Annotated in this window: 7 protein-coding genes; all 7 read left to right on the top strand. The window is 36.7% G+C overall.

Annotation, left to right across the window (positions count from 1 at the left end):
• Nucleotides 1-140 precede the first annotated feature (140 nt).
• The 7 genes from E9099_RS06260 (at nucleotide 141) to E9099_RS06230 (ending at nucleotide 24,634) form a co-directional block, all read left to right on the top strand.
• Nucleotides 141-662, top strand: a complete 522-nt coding sequence (locus E9099_RS06260) for a hypothetical protein (protein WP_136582831.1) — start codon at nucleotides 141-143, stop codon at nucleotides 660-662.
• Between the two features lie 2 nt (nucleotides 663-664).
• A complete protein-coding gene (locus tag E9099_RS06255; RefSeq protein ID WP_136582830.1) occupies nucleotides 665-1,177 on the top strand; it encodes a nuclear transport factor 2 family protein in 513 nt (170 codons plus the stop codon).
• A 97-nt stretch (nucleotides 1,178-1,274) separates the two neighbouring features.
• Nucleotides 1,275-4,763, top strand: coding sequence for a T9SS type A sorting domain-containing protein (locus E9099_RS06250; protein ID WP_136582829.1), 3,489 nt, complete (start codon nucleotides 1,275-1,277; stop codon nucleotides 4,761-4,763).
• 96 nt (nucleotides 4,764-4,859) lie between these two features.
• Nucleotides 4,860-6,971, top strand: a complete 2,112-nt coding sequence (locus tag E9099_RS06245; protein ID WP_136582828.1) for a M13 family metallopeptidase — start codon at nucleotides 4,860-4,862, stop codon at nucleotides 6,969-6,971.
• A 353-nt stretch (nucleotides 6,972-7,324) separates the two neighbouring features.
• Nucleotides 7,325-21,673, top strand: a complete 14,349-nt coding sequence (locus E9099_RS06240) for a gliding motility-associated C-terminal domain-containing protein (protein ID WP_136582827.1) — start codon at nucleotides 7,325-7,327, stop codon at nucleotides 21,671-21,673.
• 54 nt (nucleotides 21,674-21,727) lie between these two features.
• The gene (locus E9099_RS06235; RefSeq protein WP_136582826.1) at nucleotides 21,728-22,672 is read left to right on the top strand and encodes a type IX secretion system membrane protein PorP/SprF; all 945 of its coding nucleotides are present in this window, start codon (nucleotides 21,728-21,730) and stop codon (nucleotides 22,670-22,672) included.
• Between the two features lie 18 nt (nucleotides 22,673-22,690).
• The gene (locus tag E9099_RS06230; protein ID WP_136582825.1) at nucleotides 22,691-24,634 is read left to right on the top strand and encodes an OmpA family protein; all 1,944 of its coding nucleotides are present in this window, start codon (nucleotides 22,691-22,693) and stop codon (nucleotides 24,632-24,634) included.
• The last annotated feature ends 265 nt before the right edge of the window (nucleotides 24,635-24,899 follow it).

The following is a 24,899-nucleotide window of genomic DNA, read 5'->3' as shown; positions in this document are numbered from 1 at the left end:
TATGGCTCCAAAAGTAATAACATTTTGAAGATTTATCAATCAAAAAATTATAAAAGTCATTATAAAAAACAATTTTATGTTTTGGTAAAATGTAACTCATTAATCTAATATATTTGTACGTCAAATATTTAATTTTTATTATGAAATTTTTTAGGTTTTTATTAATTATTACTTTTTTGTTTTCGGCTTGTAAAAAAGAGGTTGCCAAAAAGGTTGCTGATGATGCTTTGGTGATGGTAGATAGTTTGGAATTGTCTAGTAAAGATATAAAAAAAATTAATTATCAAGATATAGCTTTAGATGCAAAAACTAATGCGATAATTGCTGATTGGCAAGCGTATTTGACTGTAGCAAATGGAATACAAAGTATTACAACTCCTGATTTTACTTTTTTTAATGCAGATGTAGATTTGTTTAATTCTACAATAAAGGATCTTGAGGAGACTATTCCAGAAGCGATAAATACGCAGCCTATAAAAGCAAGAGTGTTGGTTTTAAAAACAATGTTATTAAAGTTTCAAGAAATAGAAAGTTTGGGGGCTAGTACAAAAAAAGAAAAGTTGTTAGCCATACGTCAAGTGTTTTTTGCTCAGTCCAATCTTAATTTACAAATTAATAAAAAGGTTGAAAAGGAAAATCAGACAATTGTTAAGCCGTATTAATTATGAAATTTTTTAAGTTTTCTATTTTCTGTGTAGTACTTCTTTTTTCATGTAAAAATGAAGAAGTTAGGTTGGATTCCGCTTTGGTTAAAAAAGCTATTAATACTAATATAGAGGCTTGGCATAAGGCGGCGTCAGATGCTGATTATGAAAGTTATTTTGATTTAATGACAAAAGATGGTGTTTTTATTGGGACTGATGCTTCAGAAAATTGGCAGTTAGCAGATTTTAAATCGTATGCTAAACCCCATTTTGATAAAGGGAAGGCGTGGAGTTTTTCTACTTTAGAAAGAACTATATATTTGGATTCTAATCAGAATATGGCCTGGTTTGATGAATTGCTTGATACGCAAATGGAAATTTGTCGTGGTTCGGGTGTTGTTCAATATGTAGATGGACAATGGAGGATTAAGCATTATGTATTGTCTATGACTATTCCAAATGATAAGGTGGGAGATGTTATTAATATAAAGAAAAAAGCAGATAGTATAGCAAGAATAGAATTGCTAAAATGATAACGTATTTGTTTATTTTATGTATTTTATCTATGTTTTTGGTATATAATCGTTAATTTGATAAAAATTCAGTTATTTTTGTTGTAAAATACTGAAAATGAAAAAATTATTATTCTTATCATTCTTGTTAATGGTGTCCATTTCCTTTGGGCAGTTTAATCAAGATGCGCCATGGATGAGTAGTTTAAAGCTAGCATCAAGGACGGATTCAAACACTATAAAATTTCAAGAAATAGTCAGTGCTTTTGATACGTATTGGGAAACTAAAGATCCTAACGTTAAGGGGAGTGGTTATAAACCTTTTAAAAGGTGGGAAACCTATTGGTCTAATTTTGTTAAAGAGGATGGGACCTTGCCAACTGCATTAGAGCTATGGAATACATATTTACAGGTTAAAGGAGATAAAACTAATCAAAGGAGTAGTGATGGCGTTATGGTTGATAACAGTAATTGGGTTCCGATAGGACCTTTTTCTCATACCAATACGGGGTCTTGGTCGCCAGGTCAAGGTCGTGTAAATGTAGTCGTTCCTGATCCTAATACGCCGACAACAATTTATGCAGGTGTTCCTGCTGGTGGTTTGTGGAAATCGGTAGATGCGGGTTTAACTTGGATTACAACAACAGACGATTTACCACAAATAGGAGTTTCAGGGATTGCTGTAGACAATAACAATACTGATATTATTTATATTGCTACAGGAGATGATGATGCAGGAGATACATATAGTATTGGTGTTATGAAATCAACAGATGGTGGTTTAACATGGAATACAACAGGGTTAAGTGTTAGTAATTCTCCTGATTCGATGAACGATATTTATATTAACCCAAATGATTCTAATATGTTATGGGTAGCCACTAATGATGGTGTGTATAAATCTATAGATGCTGGGGCTACTTGGTCTAATCAAAATACTTTAGGAGCTTCAAATGGGACTTCTGGAATAAATATTAAAGACTTAAAAATAAAACCGAGTGACCCAAATGTATTGTATGCGGTTTCGAGTGATGCGTTTTATATCTCTACAAATGCTGGGGAATCTTTCTCTTTAAGCGGCTCGGGGTTGCCAGTATCAGTAAACAGCTCAGGGTTGCCAGTATCAGTTGTTTCTAGATATGTAATAGATGTCACGCCGGCTAATCCAAATGTGGTGTATGTATTAGTTTCAGATGCGTCTTTTGATTTTGGAGGAGTGTTTAAATCCGTTAATTCTGGTGGCACATTTACTCAGGTAGCTTCAGTAGAAGATAATGGTGATATTTTTGAATCGACACAATCTTGGTATGATTTAGCTTTTGCTGTTTCAGATACAAATGAAAACGAAATTTATACAGGTGTTTTAAATATTTGGAGAGGTGTTGTTAGTGGCACTCAAACTAGATTTACAAAACTAAATGATTGGGATGCTCCTTTTCAGTCGGCATATTCTCACGCAGATATTCATTTTTTAAGATTTTTTAATGGGGATTTATTTGCAGGCACTGATGGTGGATTTTATAAATCGACAAACGACGGGATTAGTTTTACTGATTTGACAGCAGGAATGCAAATTAGTCAGTTTTATAGAGTGGCTGTTTCTAAGCAAACATCGGATAAATTAGTAGGAGGGTTGCAGGATAATGGTGGACATGCTTTTAATAATGGGCAATGGCAAAATTATTATGGGGCAGATGGAATGGATACAGCTATAGATCCTGTTAATTCTGACAATTTTTATGGTTTTATTCAATATGGAAGTAATTTATATACGTCTACCTCGGCAGGAGCTAGTGTTGCAGGTAATGTTTCGGCTCCAATTGGTGAAAAAGGTAACTGGATAACGCCGCTTGTTATGAATAGTAATAGTGAGTTGTATTCTGGTTTTAGTGCTTTATATAAATTGCAAAATAATAGTTGGGTAGCAGTATCGCCTTCTTTTTTACAGAATATAGATGTTTTAGAAATAGATGATTTAGATCCTGAAAATATTTATTTGGCTACTAATGCGGTACTAAGAAAAAGCACCAATGCAGGTGTTGACTTTTCAACAATCCAAACCTTTCGATCAAACATAACGTCAATAGAAATTAGTAACACAGATAGTGATATAATATATGTATCAACCTCTGGTACGAATGGTCAAGTGTTAAAATCTATAGATGGCGGGGTTAATTTTAGTAACATATCAAACGGTCTACCAAATGTTACAAAAAACAGTATTAAACATCAAGCTTTACATCCTAAAAATCCATTGTTTTTAGGGACTAGTTTGGGGGTTTATAGATATGATGACGATACGTTAACTTGGGAGGTATTTAATGTTGGTTTGCCAAATGTGGCAGTTACGGATATAGAGATTAATGTGTTGGATGGTAAAATAACAGCAGCGACTTATGGTCGAGGAATTTGGCAATCAGAAATATCTACAGAATTATCGGCTACAGATGTTAAATTAGTTACAGTAAATGGGATAACAAGTTCGGCGGATTGTAGTTCTAGTGTTTCTGCTCAAGTAGAAATTGAAAACAATGGGCTAAATGATATTTTTTCTGTAGATTTTACATATTATATTGATGGAGTTCCAGATAGTTTTACTTGGACAGGCAACTTGGTTTCGCAAGCTTCAACACTTGTTGATTTGCCTCAGTTGACATTGGAGAAAGGAACGCATGTGTTTAAAGTCAATTCGACAACAGTTGGCGATGCTTATGAAATTAATAATAACTCTGAACAAAAAATAATTCACGTTAATGGTACTGGTACAGTAGGCGTTATTAATACTTTTCAAACTATTGAAGAAGAGCTTTTAGTTATTGATGATGGTGCGACAACTCAATATTGGCAACGCGGTGTGCCTAGTGGGGCGGTATTAAATAATACTGGAGGAGATTTAAGTAATCAAGTTTATGCTACAAATCTTTCTGGAGATCATGTTAACAATGTTAAAAGTTATTTGATGTCTCAATGTTTTGATTTAACAACAGTGTCTAATCCTATGATTAAGTTTGATATGGCGTTTGAGTTAGAAACCGATTGGGATATTGTATATATGGAGTATTCAGCAGATCAAGGTTTGTCTTGGGATGTTTTGGGTACAGCGACGGATGCTAATTGGTACAATAGTGCAACGTCTGAAGGGCAGAATGGGACGTGTTTCAATTGTCCTGGCGCACAATGGACAGGTGTTGATTCGCAATATGCAACCATGACAGAATATAGTTATGATTTAGCGGCATTTAGTACTCAAAGTAGTATAATGTTTAGGTTTGTATTTCACTCTGATCAAGCGGTAAGTGAAGAGGGGGTGCTTGTGGATAATCTGGTTATTTCTGGAGGCGTATTAAGTCTGGACAAATTCCAGGAAGATGCTTTTGTAGTTTATCCAAATCCATCTCAAGGAATATTTAATATTAGGACTAAAGCTAATCCATCTTTAAGCATTAATGTCTATGATGTTACGGGGAAGTTAATTTACACTAAGGATGTTGCTAAAATTAATAATAATAGCTATAGGTTGGATTTAAGCGACTATGCTACGGGTGTTTATTTCTTAAATTTAGAATCTAAAACGAGCAAAATAACTAAAAAAATAGTTGTTAATTAATAGTTAATTTAAACATAAAAAAAGCACCTTTTACAATCTGTAAAGGAGCTTTTTTTATATCTTCCTAACCTAAAAAGTTTTTTAAATACTATTTATATGAAAATCAACCTTAAAAAAACAACTGTAATAGGTATAGTTGGCTGTTTAACCGTCTTAGGATGTAAGGAAGAACAGAAACCGGAACCTGTAGCAAAGCCTGTTGCGCAGGTAGAAGTCGTTCCTGGTATCAATTTAGATTACATGGACAAAACAACAGAGCCAAAAGAAGACTTCTTTAAATATGTTAATGGAAAATGGTTAGAGAATAACGAAATTCCAGATGATCAATCCACTTGGGGTAGTTTCCAAGAATTACGTAAAAAAACAGATGCTGACGCATTAGCAATCTTAAAATCTGCGATGTCTGATAATAAGGATTTAGATAATATTAAAGTATTACCAGGTTCAGATCAAGAGAAGGCAGTGCATTATTATCAAACAATAATGGATACCGTTGGCCGTAATAAGTTGGGTATTGATCCTGTAAGACCTTATTTGGAGAAGATTGCTGCAATTAAAAACAGTGATGATTTACAAGCCTACATGATAGAAATGGAGCCGAAAGGTGGTGGAGGTTTATATGGTTTTGGAGTAAGCTCAGACCCTAAAGATAGTAATCGTAATGTTGCTTATTTAGGAGGAGGAAGTACAGGGTTACCTGATAGAGATTATTATGTAAAAGATGATGCGGACTCTAAAGAAAAAAGACAACAATATGTGGCGCATATTACTAGAATGTTACAGTTTTTAGGAGATAGTGAAGCAGATGCCAGAACACAAGCTAACCAAATTTTAGCTTTTGAAACCAGATTAGCAGAAGCTAAAATGGATAAAGTAGATCGTCGTGATGCACGTAAACGTTATAACCCAAGATCTATTGAAGATGTTCAGAAAATGGTGCCAGCAGTAAATTGGAAAAACTTTTTATCAGGTATTGGAGTTAAAAAAGTGGATACTGTTATTGTTGGAGACTTAGGATATTTTAATAGGTTACAAGAGGTGTTGGTTGAAGGTAACGTTAGTGATTGGAAAGCTTATTTAAAATGGTTGACATTTAATAATTCAGCAGGATTTTTAAGTACTGATATTGAAAATGCTAACTGGGACTTTTATGGAAAAGAATTAAATGGAGCTAAAGCACAACGTCCAAGAGATGAGCGCGCATTAGGAGCATTAAACGGAACTATAGGAGAGGCTTTAGGTAAATTGTATGTAGATAAAAAGTTTCCGCCAGAAGCTAAAGTTAAAGCAAAGAAGATGATAGAGAATGTTATTTTAGCATTCGAGAATCGTATTAACAAGTTGGATTGGATGAGTCCAGAGACGAAGGTTAAAGCGATCGAAAAATTAAAAGCGACTAAAGTTAAAATCGCATATCCTGATCAATGGAAAGATTATTCAGAATTACAAATTAGTAGTGTCGATAATGGTGGGTCTTATTTACAAAACTCATTAAACGCTCGTGCTTGGAGTTTTAAAGAAGATTTAGAAAAGTTAGCTAAGCCTGTTGATAAGTCAGAATGGTATATGGCACCACAAGTCGTTAATGCTTATTTTAATCCAGCATACAACGAGATTGTTTTTCCTGCAGCTATTTTACAACCACCTTTTTATAATTTTAATGCAGATGATGCTGTAAATTATGGTGGAATTGGAGCGGTAATTGGTCATGAGATTTCTCATAGTTTTGATGATTCGGGATCACGTTATGATAAGGACGGTAATTTAAACAACTGGTGGACGGATGAGGATCTTAAACAGTTTGAAGGTTTAGGAAAAGCATTAGCTGATCAGTATTCTGCAATAGAAGTATTGCCAGAGACTAATATTAATGGTGCGTTTACCTTAGGTGAAAATATTGGAGATTTAGGAGGTGTGCTTGCTGCTTATGATGCATTACAAATGAGTTTTGATCAAGAAGGTAAGAGACCTGAAGATATTGACGGTTACACTGCAGAACAACGCTTTTTTATGAGTTGGGCAACAGTATGGAGAACTAAAATGCGTGATGATGCATTAAAGACAAGAATTAAAACAGATCCACATTCTCCTGGAATGACAAGAGCTGTACAACCGTTATTAAATATTGATACGTTTTATGAAGCGTTTGATATTAAAGAAGGTGATAAAATGTATATCGCACCAGAAGATAGAGTAAGGATCTGGTAGTTAGATTTATATAGTTATATTTAAAATTAAAAAAGAGCAACCAATTGGTTGCTCTTTTTTTTTGTTTCATTCTATTGAATAGTAGTGATGTTAAATCGGTTTTTGATGTTTTTAGACGGTTTTAATTTAAGAAAATGCGCATTTTAACGGATTTATGTTACACTTAGTCTAATTTCACATTGATATAATTCGAAAGTGCTTTTTCTTACAAATATTTTAGGTAACTTTTCTTGTGATTGCACTATTTTTAATTTTAGTGTCATATTGAGTTGTCATTGAGAAAGTTATGTAGACTGATGTTTGCAGTCTAGTCAGATTATATTGAATATTGAAATAAGTTATAATTTATATATATGAGAAAAATTACTATTCCTTCCGGACAGACTAAAATATCATTCTGCTCATCTAAAGTGAGCGCGGTAATAAGGTCATTAGGCAGTGTAAAAAAAGATTTATTTAAGTATGGAGGTTTTTCTCTCTTGTATTTGTTTTTGATGAGTTCTTCTCTGGCAGCTCCAATTGTTGCAGATGAGAATTGTGTTGATGAGTTAAACACTAGTGCCTTTTTTGCAAATCCTGTTTTGGATCTTAATGGTGTAACCGTCGGTGTTGATAAAGATGCTCAGTTTAGTCCTACGCCTGGTACTCTTAGCAGGCTAGCAACAGTGCCAATGTTGTCTTCTGATACAAATACCATTTTAACAGCAACGATTAGCTTTGCGGGTACTGTGGATGGAACAGAAAATTTATATAGTAATTTTGGCGGAGTCAATAATTTTTTTCTTTTCACTGATGCTTCAAATTCTCAGAGTTTTGTTGTTAATGGTACTACAATTATATTAACTCAAAACTTTACAAACTTTACAATTGCAGAAGTTGGGGGTAATTCAATACCTAACGATGATTTTTTAGAATTCCTAAATTCATTATTTTATTATCACAATACCAATACGCCTACACCTGGAATACGTACAGCTACAATAGAAGTGACTGACCCTAATCTAGCAGCAGCTAGTGCGCAGAGTGTTATAAGAGTTTTTGCAACAGGACCTGTTGCTACTGATGATACAAACACTATAGCAGGAAATAGTACAGGTGCAATTACGGGAAATGTCTTAACTAATGATACGGGTGCTGGACTTTCTGTGTCAGAAGTTGATGTCTATCCAAATGAAGTTGCAAATGGTTACGAAACGTTATTTGGTATAATTACAATTCAAGCAAACGGTGACTATATTTACGATGTAGATGAAACTAATCCATCTATTGTTGGCCTAAAAAGTGGAGAAGCATTAGTTGATGTCTTATCTTATACAGTTAAAGATAATGCTGATATCATAGATTACGGTATTATTTCTATTACGATTAATGGTGTTGATGAGGCGCCCATTGCTGTTGATAATAACGATTCAATCACGGTTGTTACGGAAATTGACGTTTCTGGAAATATTATTACAGATGAGGGTGTAAATGGTGTTGATGCTATAGATAGAGGTTTATCTACCTTGGTTTGGGAGAATGAGTTTTCTACAGCTGGACCTAATCCGCTTTATTCTACACCGGTTACAGGGCAAATCAGGACTGTGGATGGGGTTGGACTTGCTTTTTCATCTACAGATCCTGACAATATCGGAGTGTTAAATCAAAATCAAACAGTTGCTATATCAGGAACCAATGGAGGTCACTTTGGATACTTAAGATATGCAATAAATGCGGCTACAAGCCCCTCTGCGGATACAGAGCTTATTATTCAGTTTGATGAACCTGTTTTCAGTTTAGGTTTTTTTCTAGTGGATATTGATTTCTCACAGGGGAGTGTTTGGCAAGATCAAATTAACATAAGCGGTTTGTTAGATGGTGTAAATTCAGCGTTTAAAATTGAGACTACGGGAGGGGTAGTTAATGCAGGAGGTAACACGTACTATGGAATAGGTAATGCTATTGAAAGCGATGCTACAGGAAATATAAATGTTCTTTTTGAAAAGCCAATCAATGAATTAAAATTAAGTTACAATTACGGTCCTAATGCAACAGATAATGATAAAGGAACACAGATAGCTGGTGTTTCAGATATTTACTGGCAAGGAAAAGCTGAAAATGTTGTTATTTTAGAGATAGATGGTAATCCTGTGTCTGTGGGGTCTGTTTTTGTGGGAACATATGGAAGTATTCAAGTCAATCCTGATGGATCATATACGTATACTCCAGATACTAGTAATCCTGCAGTAGCTGGTTTATTGACAGGAGATACACTAACAGAAAATTTTGCATATGTATTAACGGATGGCGTTAACTCTGATAATGCTAATTTGATAATTACGTTAAATGGAGATAAAACAGCACCAACAATTACAATTGATACACCTATTGAGGGAGATGGTGTTATAGATAGTGCTGAGGTAGGTACTGTTTCTATATCTGGAACTACAACAGATGTAGAAGACGGGCAAATAGTTACAGTAACTTTTTTTGATGGAACAAATACAATTACTACAACAGCAACGGTAAGTGGCGGAGTTTGGACAGCTACAGATGCTGATATTTCTAGTCTTAATAACGGAACTATTACGGTGACAGCAGATGTTACCGATTTTGGTGGTAATCCAACTAGTGATGTTGAGTCGGTGACTCTTGATAGTGTGATTTTAGACCCTTGCGATGCACTCGCTTCTGGTAATCCAGATAATGATGGCGATGGTGTAAGTGATAGTTGTGATCTAGATGATGATAATGACGGTATTTTGGATACGGAGGAATGCGGTGTGCCTCTTCTTGCTGGAAACTTAATGGGAACTGGGACAAATGCCATCACCGGAAATTATATAGCAGATTTATTTACTGCAGACTTTAGTTTAACATCTCCATCAACGCCGGAGCAACCATTAGGAAGTCCCGCTCCAGTTGAGATTAATAATTTTACATCTGGTGTAACAGATGGGTTAATGGTAATTTGGGATGAAGGATCTGTTAATCCGGGTAGTGTTTTTGATATGAAACTTACCATTGATAATGTGCAAGGCGGTCAAATAACAAACTTTAGAATAGCTAGTAATGCACCATCATCTACTTATGGGGCTCAAAATGCCGACAAGGAGTTAACACTGACTTGGAACGGAGGTGGAACAGGTGTGCTTTATGATCCATTAAATGAGATAGTCAATTTGCCAAATGGCGCTATTGTTAGCTCTGGAGACTTACTAGATTACAAGGCAGGAGGTATGCAAATTAGGGATTCGCAATGGTATTTAGACGTAGATTTATCTAGTACAACGTTTCCATTTGTATTAGATTATAATACTGTTTCTAGTGTGTTAACTAGAAATGAAGGTTTTGCTTTTATACCTACTGGTTGTCGAGATACTGATAATGATGGAATTATAGATTCTTTAGATCTAGATTCAGATAATGATGGATGTAATGATGTCTTAGAGTCTGGTGGTCTAGATCCTAATGGTGATGGAATTTTAGGAGCAATACCAACTACAGTAAATAGTAATGGCTTAGTTATAGGAAGTTCTCCATCAACAGGAGGCTACGACGGAGCAAATGGAAATGAAATAGTAGCAACTCAAGTAAGTGTCGCTGCAACGGAGCCCGCCGATCAAACTGCTACTACAGGTGAGTCTACAGCATTCACGATTGCAGTAACAGCAGATAACTCGACTGGATTTACAACAGGTACACCAGATTACAGTACTCCTGGGAATGCAAATTCCGGAATAAATTACATGTGGTACTTAGGTGATCCAGATACATCTGGGACATTGATTAGTGCATCAGATTCAAATTATAGTGGTGAGAATACAAATTCATTAACAATTAATGATGTAGCTGGTCTAGACGGCACGGAATACTTTGTTGTAGTTACTCATGATGATAATGTGTGTTTTGTAGAGAAACGTTCGGCTACGTTAACAACTTTGCCAGATCCTTGTACAGACGGAGCTATAGTTGGCACTGTTACGGCAAATGATCCTGATGCAGATGGTATCAATAATGCATGCGATTTAGATGATGATAATGATGGGGTTTTAGATGCAGAAGAGTTTAATCGTGATTGTAGTTCAGTAACGACTCAGGATATTCATTTTGCGGATTCCTCATTCAATCAGGTGGCTGCAAATTCTAACGACGGAGATTTAGTGGCTTACATAAAGGATTTTGTAAGTGATATAACAGCAGTCTCAACAACGACTATAGGAAATGGAACTTTCTCGGTTAATAGTCCAAATTATACTGACGGAGGCGTACAGGTGGATATGCAGTCTCGTAATGGCACTACAGATCCGGTGACTGGAACAACCACAGAAATTGTGTTTTCTGAACCTATTTTTTCACTTGAGTTTAATTTAAGAAGCTTAGCCAGAAATGCCTCAGGAACTTATAATGAAAGTCAAAATATTAAATTTTATAATGAAGGTATTCAAGTGCAGTTTCCGGCTGTAATTTACAGTGGGAATGTTAATCCTGTTGGTGCCGGAGCTTCATATGATCAGATAACGGGAGATGCAATAGCTGCGATATTAGGGGGGGCTGCACAAGAGGCCAATTTCAGATTTGATATAAATAAGCCAATTGATAGAGTTGTTATATCACAATTAGCTTCTGCAAATGCAGATAATATTGGATGGCGTTTGGTTCCACTTTGTGCGGCTTATTTAGACACTGATGGTGATGGAATCTTTGACCATCGTGATATCGATAGCGACAACGATGGTTGTAATGATGTATTAGAATCTGGAGGTCTCGATCCAAATGGAGACGGTGTCTTGGGCGCTTTGCCTATAACTGTTGATGCTAATGGTCTAGTAACAGGAACGGCTCCTGCTACAGGTGGTTATGATGGAGTAACTGGAAATGAAACATTAGCGACGCAAGTTAGTGTCGCGCCAATGGAGCCTGCTGACCAAACAGCTACTACCGGCGGATCTGCTATATTTACTGTAGCAGTAACAGCAGATAACTCAACTGGATTTACAACAGGTACGCCAGATTACGGTACTCCTGGGAATGCAAATTCGGGAATAAATTACATGTGGTACATAGGTGATCCAGATACGTCTGGAACATTGATTAGTGCAGCAGATACTAATTATAGTGGAGAAAATACAAATTCATTGACCGTTAATGATGCAACTGGTTTAGATGGTACAGAGTATTTTGTGATAATTACTCACGATGATAATGTTTGTCTTAGAGAAGTACGTTCAGCTATACTTAATATTGCACAATCTGATATAAGTATAGATAAAGTATTAGTAGATAGTAGTCCTTATTTAGTGGGCGATACAGTGATCTATACACTTGTAGTAAGTAACGCAGGTCCTGATGAAGCAACAAATATTGTTGTTACTGATATTCCAGAAAACTTAACTATTACAAATGTATCTGGAGGGGGATGTACAGTATTTCCTTGCACAATAGCTACCCTTGCTACGGGAGCATCTAATGATGTTACAATAACGGTTACAGCAACAATCGATAGTGAAGGAGCTTTTTCAAATGGAGCTTCGGTAGTCGCAGACCAAGATGATCCAGATTTGACAAATAATCAAGATTTATCAACAGATGCTAATAATCAAGGAACTGTTCCAAGTGTTGCACCAGTGGCACAAAATGATGCAAGTGATCCGAGTATTCCTGGTAATACGGTAAGTTTAGATCCTACTGCCGATAATGGTAATGGAGTAGATGTAGATCCTGATGGTACATTGGATGTAACAAGTGTGAGTTTAGTAGTTCCAGCAGGAGCTACAATGGTCCAGACCGATGCAGCTGGAGATATTATAGGTTATACGGTACCTGGCGAAGGAGTTTGGGAAGTAAATCCTGTAAATGGTGAGATTAGTTTTGCGCCATTAGCTAGTTTTAATGATGATCCAACAGATTCTGCAGTGTATACTATAGATGATACTGCAGGGAATACATCGAATCAAGCAACAGTAACTATAGATTACGTACCTGTTGCAACTGCAGATATAAGTGCAGGTAATGATACTGGAGTTCCAGTAATTGTTGATGTGCTAGGGAATGATGTTGATGGCGATGTTGTAGATCCGACAACGGTACAGATTGTAGGTACAACCAATCCTGGAGATGACTTAGTTGTTACAGGAGAGGGGACTTGGAGTGTTGATCCAGTTAGTGGAGCAATTACATTTAGTCCTTGTACAGTAGTTTCTTTACCTGATTGTCCAGTAGTATTTACTGCAAATCCAACTGATATTGAGTACGTGGTTTCTGATGATGAAGGTAATATTACAGACGCTGTAAGTGTTAGTGTTAGTTTCGATCCAGAATCGCCTATTGCAATGGATGATGCTAGTAACAATAATATGACTGGCGATCCAGTGCTTATTGATGTTGCTGGGAATGATATGGATCCTGATGGGACATTAGATTTAACTAGTGTTCAAATTGTAGGTACAGCAAATCCTGGTGATGATTTAGTGGAGCCAGGAGTAGGGGTTTGGAGTGTTGATCCAGTTAGTGGAGCAATTACATTTACACCTTGTAGTGCCGCAGGAGTTCCTGATGCTAGTTGTGTTGGAGTATCTACTCAAGATCCACAAGACATTAGTTATACAATAAATGATAATGATGGTAATGTATCAAATGCAGCGACAGTATCTGTGATGTATGATGCAGAGCCACCAGTTGCTCAAGATGATATTAGTTTAGCTAATACACCAGGTGCTACGGTAAGTATAGATCCTACTGCCGATAACGGTAATGGAGTAGATGCAGATCCTGATGGTACATTGGATGTAACAAGTGTGAGTTTAGTAGTTCCAGCAGGAGCTACAATGGTCCAGACCGATGCAGCTGGAGATATTATAGGTTATACAGTGCCTGGCGAAGGAGTTTGGGAAGTAAATCCTGTAAATGGTGAGATTAGTTTTGCGCCATTGGCTGGTTTTAATGATGATCCTACAAACGCAGCTAGTTATACGATAGATGATAATGATGGTAATCCATCAAATGCAGCAACAGTAACTATAGATTACGTACCTGTTGCAACTGCAGATATAAGTGCGGGTAATGACACAGGAGTTCCAGTAATTGTTGATGTGCTAGGGAATGATGTTGATGGGGATATTGTAGATCCAACAACGGTACAGATTGTAGGTACAACCAATCCTGGAGATGACTTAGTTGTTACAGGAGAGGGGACTTGGAGTGTTGATCCAGTTAGTGGAGCAATTACATTTAGTCCTTGTACAGTAGTTTCTTTACCTGATTGTCCAGTAGTATTTACTGCAAATCCAACTGATATTGAGTACGTGGTTTCTGATGATGAAGGTAATATTACAGACGCTGTAAGTGTTAGTGTTAGTTTCGATCCAGAATCGCCTATTGCAATGGATGATTCTAGTAATAATAATACGACTGGAGATCCAGTGTTGATTGCTGTTGCTGGGAATGATATGGATCCTGATGGGACGTTAGATTTGACTAGTGTTCAAATTGTAGGTACAGCAAATCCTGGTGATGATTTAGTAGAGCCAGGAGTAGGGGTTTGGAGTGTTGATCCAGTTAGTGGAGTAATTACATTTACACCTTGTAGTGCCGCAGGAGTTCCTGATGCTAGTTGTGTTGGAGTATCTACTCAAGATCCACAAGATATTAGTTATACAATAAATGATAATGATGGTAATGTATCAAATGCAGCGACAGTATCTGTGATGTATGATGCAGAGCCACCAGTTGCTCAAGATGATATTAGTTTAGCTAATACACCAGGTGCTACGGTAAGTATAGATCCTACTGCCGATAACGGTAATGGAGTAGATGCAGATCCTGATGGTACATTGGATGTAACAAGTGTGAGTTTAGTAGTTCCAGCAGGAGCTACAATGGTACAGACTGATGCAGTTGGAGATATTATAGGTTATACGGTACCTGGCGAAGGAGTTTGGGAAGTAAATCCTGTAAATGGTGAGATTAGTTTTGCGCCATTGGCTGGTTTTAATGATGATCCAACAGACGCAGCTAGTTATACGATAGATGATAATGATGGTAATCCATCAAATGCAGCAACAGTAACTATAGATTACGTACCTGTTGCAACTGCAGATATAAGTGCAGGTAATGACACAGGGGTTCCAGTAATTGTTGATGTGCTAGGGAATGATGTTGATGGCGATGTTGTAGATCCAACAACGGTACAGATTGTAGGTACAACCAGTCCTGGAGATGACTTAGTTGTTACAGGAGAGGGGACTTGGAGTGTTGATCCAGTTAGTGGAGCAATTACATTTAGTCCTTGTGCAGTAGTTTCTTTACCTGATTGTCCAGTAGTATTTACAGCTAATCCTACTGATATTGAGTACGTGGTTTCTGATGATGAAGGTAATATTACAGACGCTGTAAGTGTTAGTGTTAGTTTCGATCCAGAATCGCCTATTGCAATGGATGATTCTAGTAATAATAATACGACTGGAGATCCAGTATTGATTGCTGTTGCTGGGAATGATATGGATCCTGACGGGACATTAGATTTGACTAGTGTTCAAATTGTAGGTACAGCAAATCCTGGTGATGATTTAGTGGAGCCAGGAGTAGGGGTTTGGAGTGTTGATCCAGTTACTGGAGCAATTACATTTACACCTTGTAGTGCTGCAGGAGTTCCTGATGCTAGTTGTGTTGGAGTATCTACTCAAGATCCACAAGATATTAGTTATACAATAAATGATAATGATGGTAATGTATCAAATGCAGCGACAGTATCTGTGATGTATGATGCAGAGCCACCAGTTGCTCAAGATGATATTAGTTTAGCCAATACACCTGGTGCTACGGTAAGTATAGATCCTACTGCCGATAACGGTAATGGAGTAGATGCAGATCCTGATGGTACATTGGATGTAACTAGTGTGAGCTTAGTAGTTCCAGCAGGAGCTACAATGGTACAGACCGATGCAGCTGGAGATATTATAGGTTATACGGTGCCTGGAGAAGGAGTTTGGGAAGTAAATCCTGTAAATGGTGAGATTAGTTTTGCACCATTGGCTGGTTTTAATGATGATCCAACAGGCGCAGCTAGTTATACGATAGATGATAATGATGGTAATCCATCAAATGCAGCAACAGTAACTATAGATTACGTCCCTGTTGCAACTGCAGATATAAGTGCAGGTAATGATACTGGAGTTCCAGTAATTGTTGATGTGCTAGGGAATGATGTTGATGGCGATGTTGTAGATCCAGCAACGGTACAGATTGTAGGTACAACCAATCCTGGAGATGACTTAGTTGTTACAGGAGAGGGGACTTGGAGTGTTGATCCAGTTAGTGGAGCAATTACATTTAGTCCTTGTACAGTAGTTTCTTTACCTGATTGTCCAGTAGTATTTACAGCTAATCCAACTGATATTGAATATGTGGTTTCTGATGATGAAGGTAATATTACAGACGCTGTAAGTGTTAGTGTTAGTTTCGATCCAGAATCGCCTATTGCAATGGATGATTCTAGTAATAATAATACGACTGGAGATCCAGTGTTGATTGCTGTTGCTGGGAATGATATGGATCCTGATGGGACGTTAGATTTGACTAGTGTTCAAATTGTAGGTACAGCAAATCCTGGTGATGATTTAGTGGAGCCAGGAGTAGGGGTTTGGAGTGTTGATCCAGTTAGTGGAGTAATTACATTTACACCTTGTAGTGCCGCAGGAGTTCCTGATGCTAGTTGTGTTGGAGTATCTACTCAAGATCCACAAGATATTAGTTATACAATAAATGATAATGATGGTAATGTATCAAATGCAGCGACAGTATCTGTGATGTATGATGCAGAGCCACCAGTTGCTCAAGATGATATTAGTTTAGCTAATACACCAGGTGCTACGGTAAGTATAGATCCTACTGCCGATAACGGTAATGGAGTAGATGCAGATCCTGATGGTACATTGGATGTAACAAGTGTGAGTTTAGTAGTTCCAGCAGGAGCTACAATGGTACAGACTGATGCAGTTGGAGATATTATAGGTTATACGGTACCTGGCGAAGGAGTTTGGGAAGTAAATCCTGTAAATGGTGAGATTAGTTTTGCGCCATTGGCTGGTTTTAATGATGATCCAACAGACGCAGCTAGTTATACGATAGATGATAATGATGGTAATCCATCAAATGCAGCAACAGTAACTATAGATTACGTACCTGTTGCAACTGCAGATATAAGTGCAGGTAATGACACAGGAGTTCCAGTAATTGTTGATGTGCTAGGGAATGATGTTGATGGCGATGTTGTAGATCCAACAACGGTACAGATTGTAGGTACAACCAGTCCTGGAGATGACTTAGTTGTTACAGGAGAGGGGACTTGGAGTGTTGATCCAGTTAGTGGAGCAATTACATTTAGTCCTTGTGCAGTAGTTTCTTTACCTGATTGTCCAGTAGTATTTACAGCTAATCCTACTGATATTGAGTACGTGGTTTCTGATGATGAAGGTAATATTACAGACGCTGTAAGTGTTAGTGTTAGTTTCGATCCAGAATCGCCTATTGCAATGGATGATTCTAGTAATAATAATACGACTGGAGATCCAGTATTGATTGCTGTTGCTGGGAATGATATGGATCCTGACGGGACATTAGATTTGACTAGTGTTCAAATTGTAGGTACAGCAAATCCTGGTGATGATTTAGTGGAGCCAGGAGTAGGGGTTTGGAGTGTTGATCCAGTTACTGGAGCAATTACATTTACACCTTGTAGTGCTGCAGGAGTTCCTGATGCTAGTTGTGTTGGAGTATCTACTCAAGATCCACAAGATATTAGTTATACAATAAATGATAATGATGGTAATGTATCAAATGCAGCGACAGTATCTGTGATGTATGATGCAGAGCCACCAGTTGCTCAAGATGATATTAGTTTAGCCAATACACCTGGTGCTACGGTAAGTATAGATCCTACTGCCGATAACGGTAATGGAGTAGATGCAGATCCTGATGGTACATTGGATGTAACTAGTGTGAGCTTAGTAGTTCCAGCAGGAGCTACAATGGTACAGACCGATGCAGCTGGAGATATTATAGGTTATACGGTGCCTGGAGAAGGAGTTTGGGAAGTAAATCCTGTAAATGGTGAGATTAGTTTTGCACCATTGGCTGGTTTTAATGATGATCCAACAGGCGCAGCTAGTTATACGATAGATGATAATGATGGTAATCCATCAAATGCAGCAACAGTAACTATAGATTACGTCCCTGTTGCAACTGCAGATATAAGTGCAGGTAATGATACTGGAGTTCCAGTAATTGTTGATGTGCTAGGGAATGATGTTGATGGCGATGTTGTAGATCCAGCAACGGTACAGATTGTAGGTACAACCAATCCTGGAGATGACTTAGTTGATCCAGGAGTTGGGGTTTGGAGTGTTGATCCAGTTAGTGGAGCAATTACTTTTACGCCTTGTACTGGTGCAGGTATACCAGATGCGACCTGTACAGGATTGTCTGTAGAAGATCCAGCAGTTATCTCTTATACTGTAATGGATAATGATGGAAATACAAGCGAACCAGCAGAAGTCGTTGTTTCTTTTGACGAATGTAATGGACAGGGACTTGGAGATTGTGATGGTGATGGTGTTTCAAATGAGGATGAAGTAAATGGTGGTAGTAACCCTAATGACCCTTGTTCTTATAATGATATAGATCAGGATTTGACTATTGTTACAGGAGAATGGAATAGTCTTGATTGTGATATGGATGGTCTTAGTAATAGTGAGGAAGCTACAGGAATAGATGATCCGTCAACACCAAATGATCCAAACGGTAATACAACAGACCCACAAAATCCTGATACGGATGGCGATGGTGTAACCGATGGAGATGAAGCTGGAGATATGACAGATCCAAATGATCCTTGTGCTCTTGAGATTGCGAGCCAGACGGTAACAGCTACAATGGCATGGAATGATCTTGATTGTGATATGGACGGATTAAATAACGGAGAGGAACTTACTGGAATAGATGATCCAACAACACCTGCAGATCCAAATGGTAATACAACAGATCCACTAGATAATGATAGTGATGGTGATGGTGTTACAGATGGTCAAGAAGCACTTGATGGTACAGATCCTAATGATAATTGTAGTTTAATTGTCGCAAATCAGACGGAAACGCCAGATACGGCTTATGACACTGCAGATTGTGATATGGATGGTCTTACTAATATTGAGGAGACTACAGGAATAGATGATCCATCAACACCAAATGATCCAAACGGTAATACAACAGATCCACAAAATCCTGATACGGATGGCGATGGTGTAACCGATGGAGATGAGGCTGGAGATATGACAGATCCAAATGATCCTTGTGCTCTTGAGATTGCGAGCCAGACGGTAATAGCTACAATGGCATGGAATGATCTTGATTGTGATATGGACGGATTAAATAACGGAGAGGAACTTACAGGGATAGATGATCCAACAACACCTGCAGATCCAAATGGTAATACAACAGATCCACTAGATAATGATAGTGATGGTGATGGTGTTACAGATGGTCAAGAAGCACTTGATGGTACAGATCCTAATGATCATTGTAGTTTAATTGTCGCAAATCAGACGGAAACGCCAGATACAGCTTATGACACTGCAGATTGTGATATGGATGGTCTTACTAATAATGAGGAGGCTACAGGAATAGATGATCCATCAACACCAAATGATCCAAACGGTAATACAACAGATCCACAAAATCCTGATACGGATGGCGATGGTGTAACCGATGGAGATGAAGCTGGAGATATGACAGATCCAAATGATCCTTGCGCATTTGAGGTGTCAAGCCAGACAGTGGCTGTTGCTACCGCATGGAATGATCTTGATTGTGATATGGATGGATTAAATAACGGAGAGGAACTTACAGGAATAGATGATCCAACAACACCTGCAGATCCAAATGGTAATACAACAGATCCACTAGATAATGATAGTGATGGTGATGGTGTTACAGATGGTCAAGAAGCACTTGATGGTACAGATCCTAATGATAATTGTAGTTTAATTGTCGCAAATCAGACGGAAACGCCAGATGCGGCTTATGACACTGCAGATTGTGATATGGATGGTCTTACTAATAATGAGGAGGCTACAGGAATAGATGATCCATCAACACCAAATGATCCAAACGGTAATACAACAGATCCACAAAATCCTGATACGGATGGAGATGGTGTAACCGATGGAGATGAAGCTGGAGATATGACAGATCCAAATGATCCTTGCGCATTTGAGGTGTCAAGCCAGACAGTGGCTGTTGCTACCGCATGGAATGATCTTGATTGTGATATGGACGGATTAAATAACGGAGAGGAACTTACGGGAATAGATGATCCAACAACACCTGCAGATCCAAATGGTAATACAACAGATCCACTAGATAATGATAGTGATGGTGATGGTGTTATAGATGGTCAAGAAGCGCTTGATGGTACAGACCCTAATAATCCTTGTGATTTCTTAATAAGTAGTGTGACGTTGCCTATAGATCTTGATTTTTCTACTCTCGATTGTGATGGTGATGGCGTAACTAACGGTCAAGAAGTTTCTGACGGAACAGATTTTATGGATCCTTGTGACTTCTTAGTAATTAGTCAAACAGTAACAACTTCAGAAGAATGGGGTGCAATTGATTGTGATGGTGATGGAGTAGTAAATGGACAGGAATTGTTAGATGGAACTGATCCGCAAAATCCATGTGATTTTGATCCAGATAGTCAAAACATCGCAATTATCACGATGAATTATGATGATTTAGATTGTGATGGTGACGGTGTAACTAATGGTCAAGAAATGGAGGATGGAACTGACCCTAACGATTTATGTGAATTAAATTTAACAAGTCAAAATGTAACGCCTAGTACAGAATGGTATGATGAAGATTGTGATGGAGATGGTGTTACAAATGGAACGGAGTTAAATGACGGTACGGACCCTCTAGATGGTTGTGACTTTGAATATACTAGTCAGACAGAACCAATCAGTAATAACTTTTCAGATTTAGATTGTGATGGAGATGGTGTTACTAACGGTCAAGAAATTGCTGACGGTACAGATCCAGCAGATCCTTGTAGTTTCTTGGTGTCTAGCCAAACGGTTACAAGTTCGGATGCATTTAATAATTCAGATTGTGATGGAGATGGCGTTTCTAACGAAATTGAGAGTATCGATGGAACAGATCTTTTAGATCCTTGTGATTATGAGTTTACAAGTCAAACAATCGATTACGAGACGCAAACAGTTGAAGGTGTTAGTGCAGATTGGTTGCTTTTAGATTGTGATGGAGATTCTACTTTAAACGGTGATGAAATCTCAGATAATGATAATAATGGGGTTCCTGATTATGAAGAAGCTGATAATGGAGATGCTGATGCATCAGATGGTTTAGTAGTTTTTGATATTATGACACCTGATGGAGATGGAAATAATGATGTGTTTGTTATTAGTGGTATACAACAATACCCAGAAAACACTTTGAAAATTTACAACCGTTGGGGAGTTAAAGTTTATGATGTAGATGGGTATGGTCAAGGTAATAATTTCTTTAGAGGTTTTTCTGAAGGTAGAGTTACAGTTAAAAAAGATGATAAACTACCTGTCGGTACTTATTATTATGTGTTGACTTATATTACTAGTGATGGTAAGTCTGTACAGAAAGCGGGTCCATTATATATTAATAGAAAATAAATTATCAAATACCAGTAATTCAAAAGAGTTACTGGTTTTAAACTTATAAAAAACATGAAAAATTATTGCATAGTTATTTTAGCCTTAATGGGATTAGGATTTTATTCTAACCAAAGTTATGCGCAGCAAGATGCTCAATACACTCAGTACATGTATAACACGCTAAGTGTTAACCCCGCTTATGCAGGATCTAGAGATGTCTTAAGTTTTATTGGTTTATATAGGACGCAGTGGGTAGGCTTGGATGGTGCGCCAGATACGTTTACGGCATCATTGCATTCTCCCGTTGGAGAAAAAGTTGGATTAGGACTTAATATTACTCAGGATGATATATTTATTACAAGTGAAACTTACATAGACCTATCTTTTAGTTATACGCTTGATTTAGATAATGATGCCAAATTGGCTTTAGGAATTAAAGCGGGTGCTCACTTATTAAATATTGATACTAATAAGTTAAACACAGGTGCTTTTAATCCAGGTGATGCTAATACTGAAATTAACATTGATAACAAGTTTTCACCTCAATTTGGTTTAGGTCTTTATTATTACACCGATAAATTTTACTTAGGTTTAAGTGCTCCAAATATTCTAGAGACAGAGCATTTTGATGAAAATGCTGCAAATAATGATTCTTTTGCAACAGCTAAAGAAAAGGTTAATTTTTATGTAATGGCTGGTAAAACATTTGATATTAATGATGACCTGAAATTTAAGCCTTCAACTTTATTTAAATTCGTGGATGGCGCGCCTTTTCAAGTAGATTTATCTGCCAATTTTCTAATAAAAGAGAAACTGACTCTAGGATTAGCTTATCGATGGAGTGCAGCTATGAGTGCTATGGCTGGTTTTCAAATTTCTGATCAATTGATGTTAGGTGTTGCTTATGATAGAGAGACTACAGAATTAAAACAATATAATGATGGGTCTTTTGAAATATTTTTAAGATTTGAATTGTTTAAAAGAAGTAACCGTATGATCTCTCCAAGATTCTTCTAATTCCAAAAACTAATTAACATGAAAAAAATAATTACAATTTATATTAGCTTATTTTTTCTTTCAATAAATGTTTTATCGGCTCAAGATAAAAAAGCTGTAAAAGAAGGGAATAAAGAGTTTGAAAATTTGGCATATATAGAGGCAAGGCAATCTTATTTGAGAGCTTCTAATAATGGTGTTTTGTCAGATAATTTATTAAAAAACTTAGGGGATTCATATTACTTTAATGCGGATTATAAAAATGCAGCTAAATGGTATGGGCAACTTTTACAGACATCGGATAGCATACCATCTGAGTATATTTATCGTTATGCATTATCCTTAAAAAGTGATGAAAGATATTTGGCTTCCGATAATATGATGGAAAAATTTCACAAAACGAAAGGAGAAGACTATCGTGCTAATCTGTTTATAAATGAAAGAAATTATTTAGAGGAAATTGAACTGCAATCGGGACGTTTTGAACTTATTAATGTAGATTTTAATTCTAAATTATCGGATTTTGCACCTTCATTTTATCAAGGAAGTTTAATTTATTCTTCAAACAGAAAGCAAAGACACGCGTCTAAAAGAGTCCACGATTGGAATGATCAACCTTTTTTAGACTTGTACAAATTAAATAGTACAGAAGTATTAAAAACTAGTAGTTCTAAATTTAGTAGTACAATTAATTCTATTTATCACGAGTCTACAGCGGTTTTTACAAAAGATGGATTAACCATGTATTTTACAAGAAACAATTATACTGATAAAGATTATAAAGAAGACGAGGATGGCACAAATAGATTAAAACTATATAGGGGAACACGAAATGATACAGGTAATACAGATTGGAATGTTAAAGAATTACCATTTAATAGTGATCAGTATTCAGTGGCGCATCCTGCTTTAAGTCCCGATGAGAAAACATTGTATTTTGCAAGTGATATGCCTGGGTCAAAGGGACTATCTGATCTATATAAAGTAGCGATTAAAGATAGTGTTTTTGGCGAAATAATAAATCTTGGAGATAAGATTAATACAGAAGGAAGAGAAACGTTTCCTTTTATTAGTGAAGATAATAAATTATACTTTGCTTCGGATGGGCATATCGGTTTAGGAGGTTTAGATGTTTTTGTCTCAGAATTAAATGACAACAAAATTGGTGATGTTTTTAACTTAGGAAGACCTGTTAACGGACCAGAAGATGATTTTACGTTTATTATAGATAGTAAAGGGTTAGGTTATTTTGCGTCTAATAGAGAAGGAGGACTTGGGTTTGATGATATCTATAGCTTTAAAATGTATAAACCATTAATATCTAGATGTCAACAGTCTATAAACGGTGTGGTCTTAAATAAAGAAAACGACCAACCTATTGCAAATGCAATAGTGTATTTGTTAGATGAAAATAATAAAGTTCTAGACGAAAAAAAATCTCTTGTTGATGGTAGTTTCGACTTTACATTAGATTGTGCACAAGGGTATTCTATTAGATCTACAAAAGAAACATACGTTACAGCAGAAAAGATATTTAATACTCCTAATAAAACAGGGGTAATTGAGCGTACATTGTTTATGAAAAAACAAGAAGAACTTCCTGCGCCATTAGGCACGGATATCGCACCTTTGTTAGGAATAAATATTATTTACTTTGATTTAGATAAATCTTTTATAACTAAGAATGCTGAAGTAGAATTGCGTAAGGTTATCGATCTTATGTATGTATATCCTAATGTTAATATAGACGTAAGATCTCATACCGATAGTCGTAATACGGATCAGTACAATATGGACTTATCTGATAGAAGGGCTAAGTCTACAGTAGATTATTTAGTGACTGTTGGAGGAATTAGTAAAGCTAGGTTAACTGGGCATGGTTATGGAGAAAGTCAATTAAGAAATAAGTGTAGTAATGATGTTAAGTGTAGCGAATCTCAACATCAGTTAAATAGAAGAAGTGAATTTATTATAGTAAAATAAATGTAGTAATATTCTTTTTGCAAAGTTTAAAGAGCAGCCGTAGGCTGCTCTTTTTTGTTTGTAAGGCATTGTATTCTAGTTGCAGTGTTGTTTTTGCGTTTTGGACAACAAATCAAACGCTCTTTGTCTGAGAAACAGAGTGTTTCGTCGAATGGTTAGGCTAAATAAGACTTTACTCTTTTATTTTTTAAGATTATTGCATCGAATAACACTTTTTATGCCAAAATCTATAAAAAGTTAAACAAATCGTATTTTATTTTAGTTA

It is taken from the genome of Psychroserpens sp. NJDZ02 (genome assembly GCF_004843725.1).
GTDB lineage: Bacteria > Bacteroidota > Bacteroidia > Flavobacteriales > Flavobacteriaceae > Olleya.
This window is presented reverse-complemented; position numbering and strand designations above follow the sequence as displayed.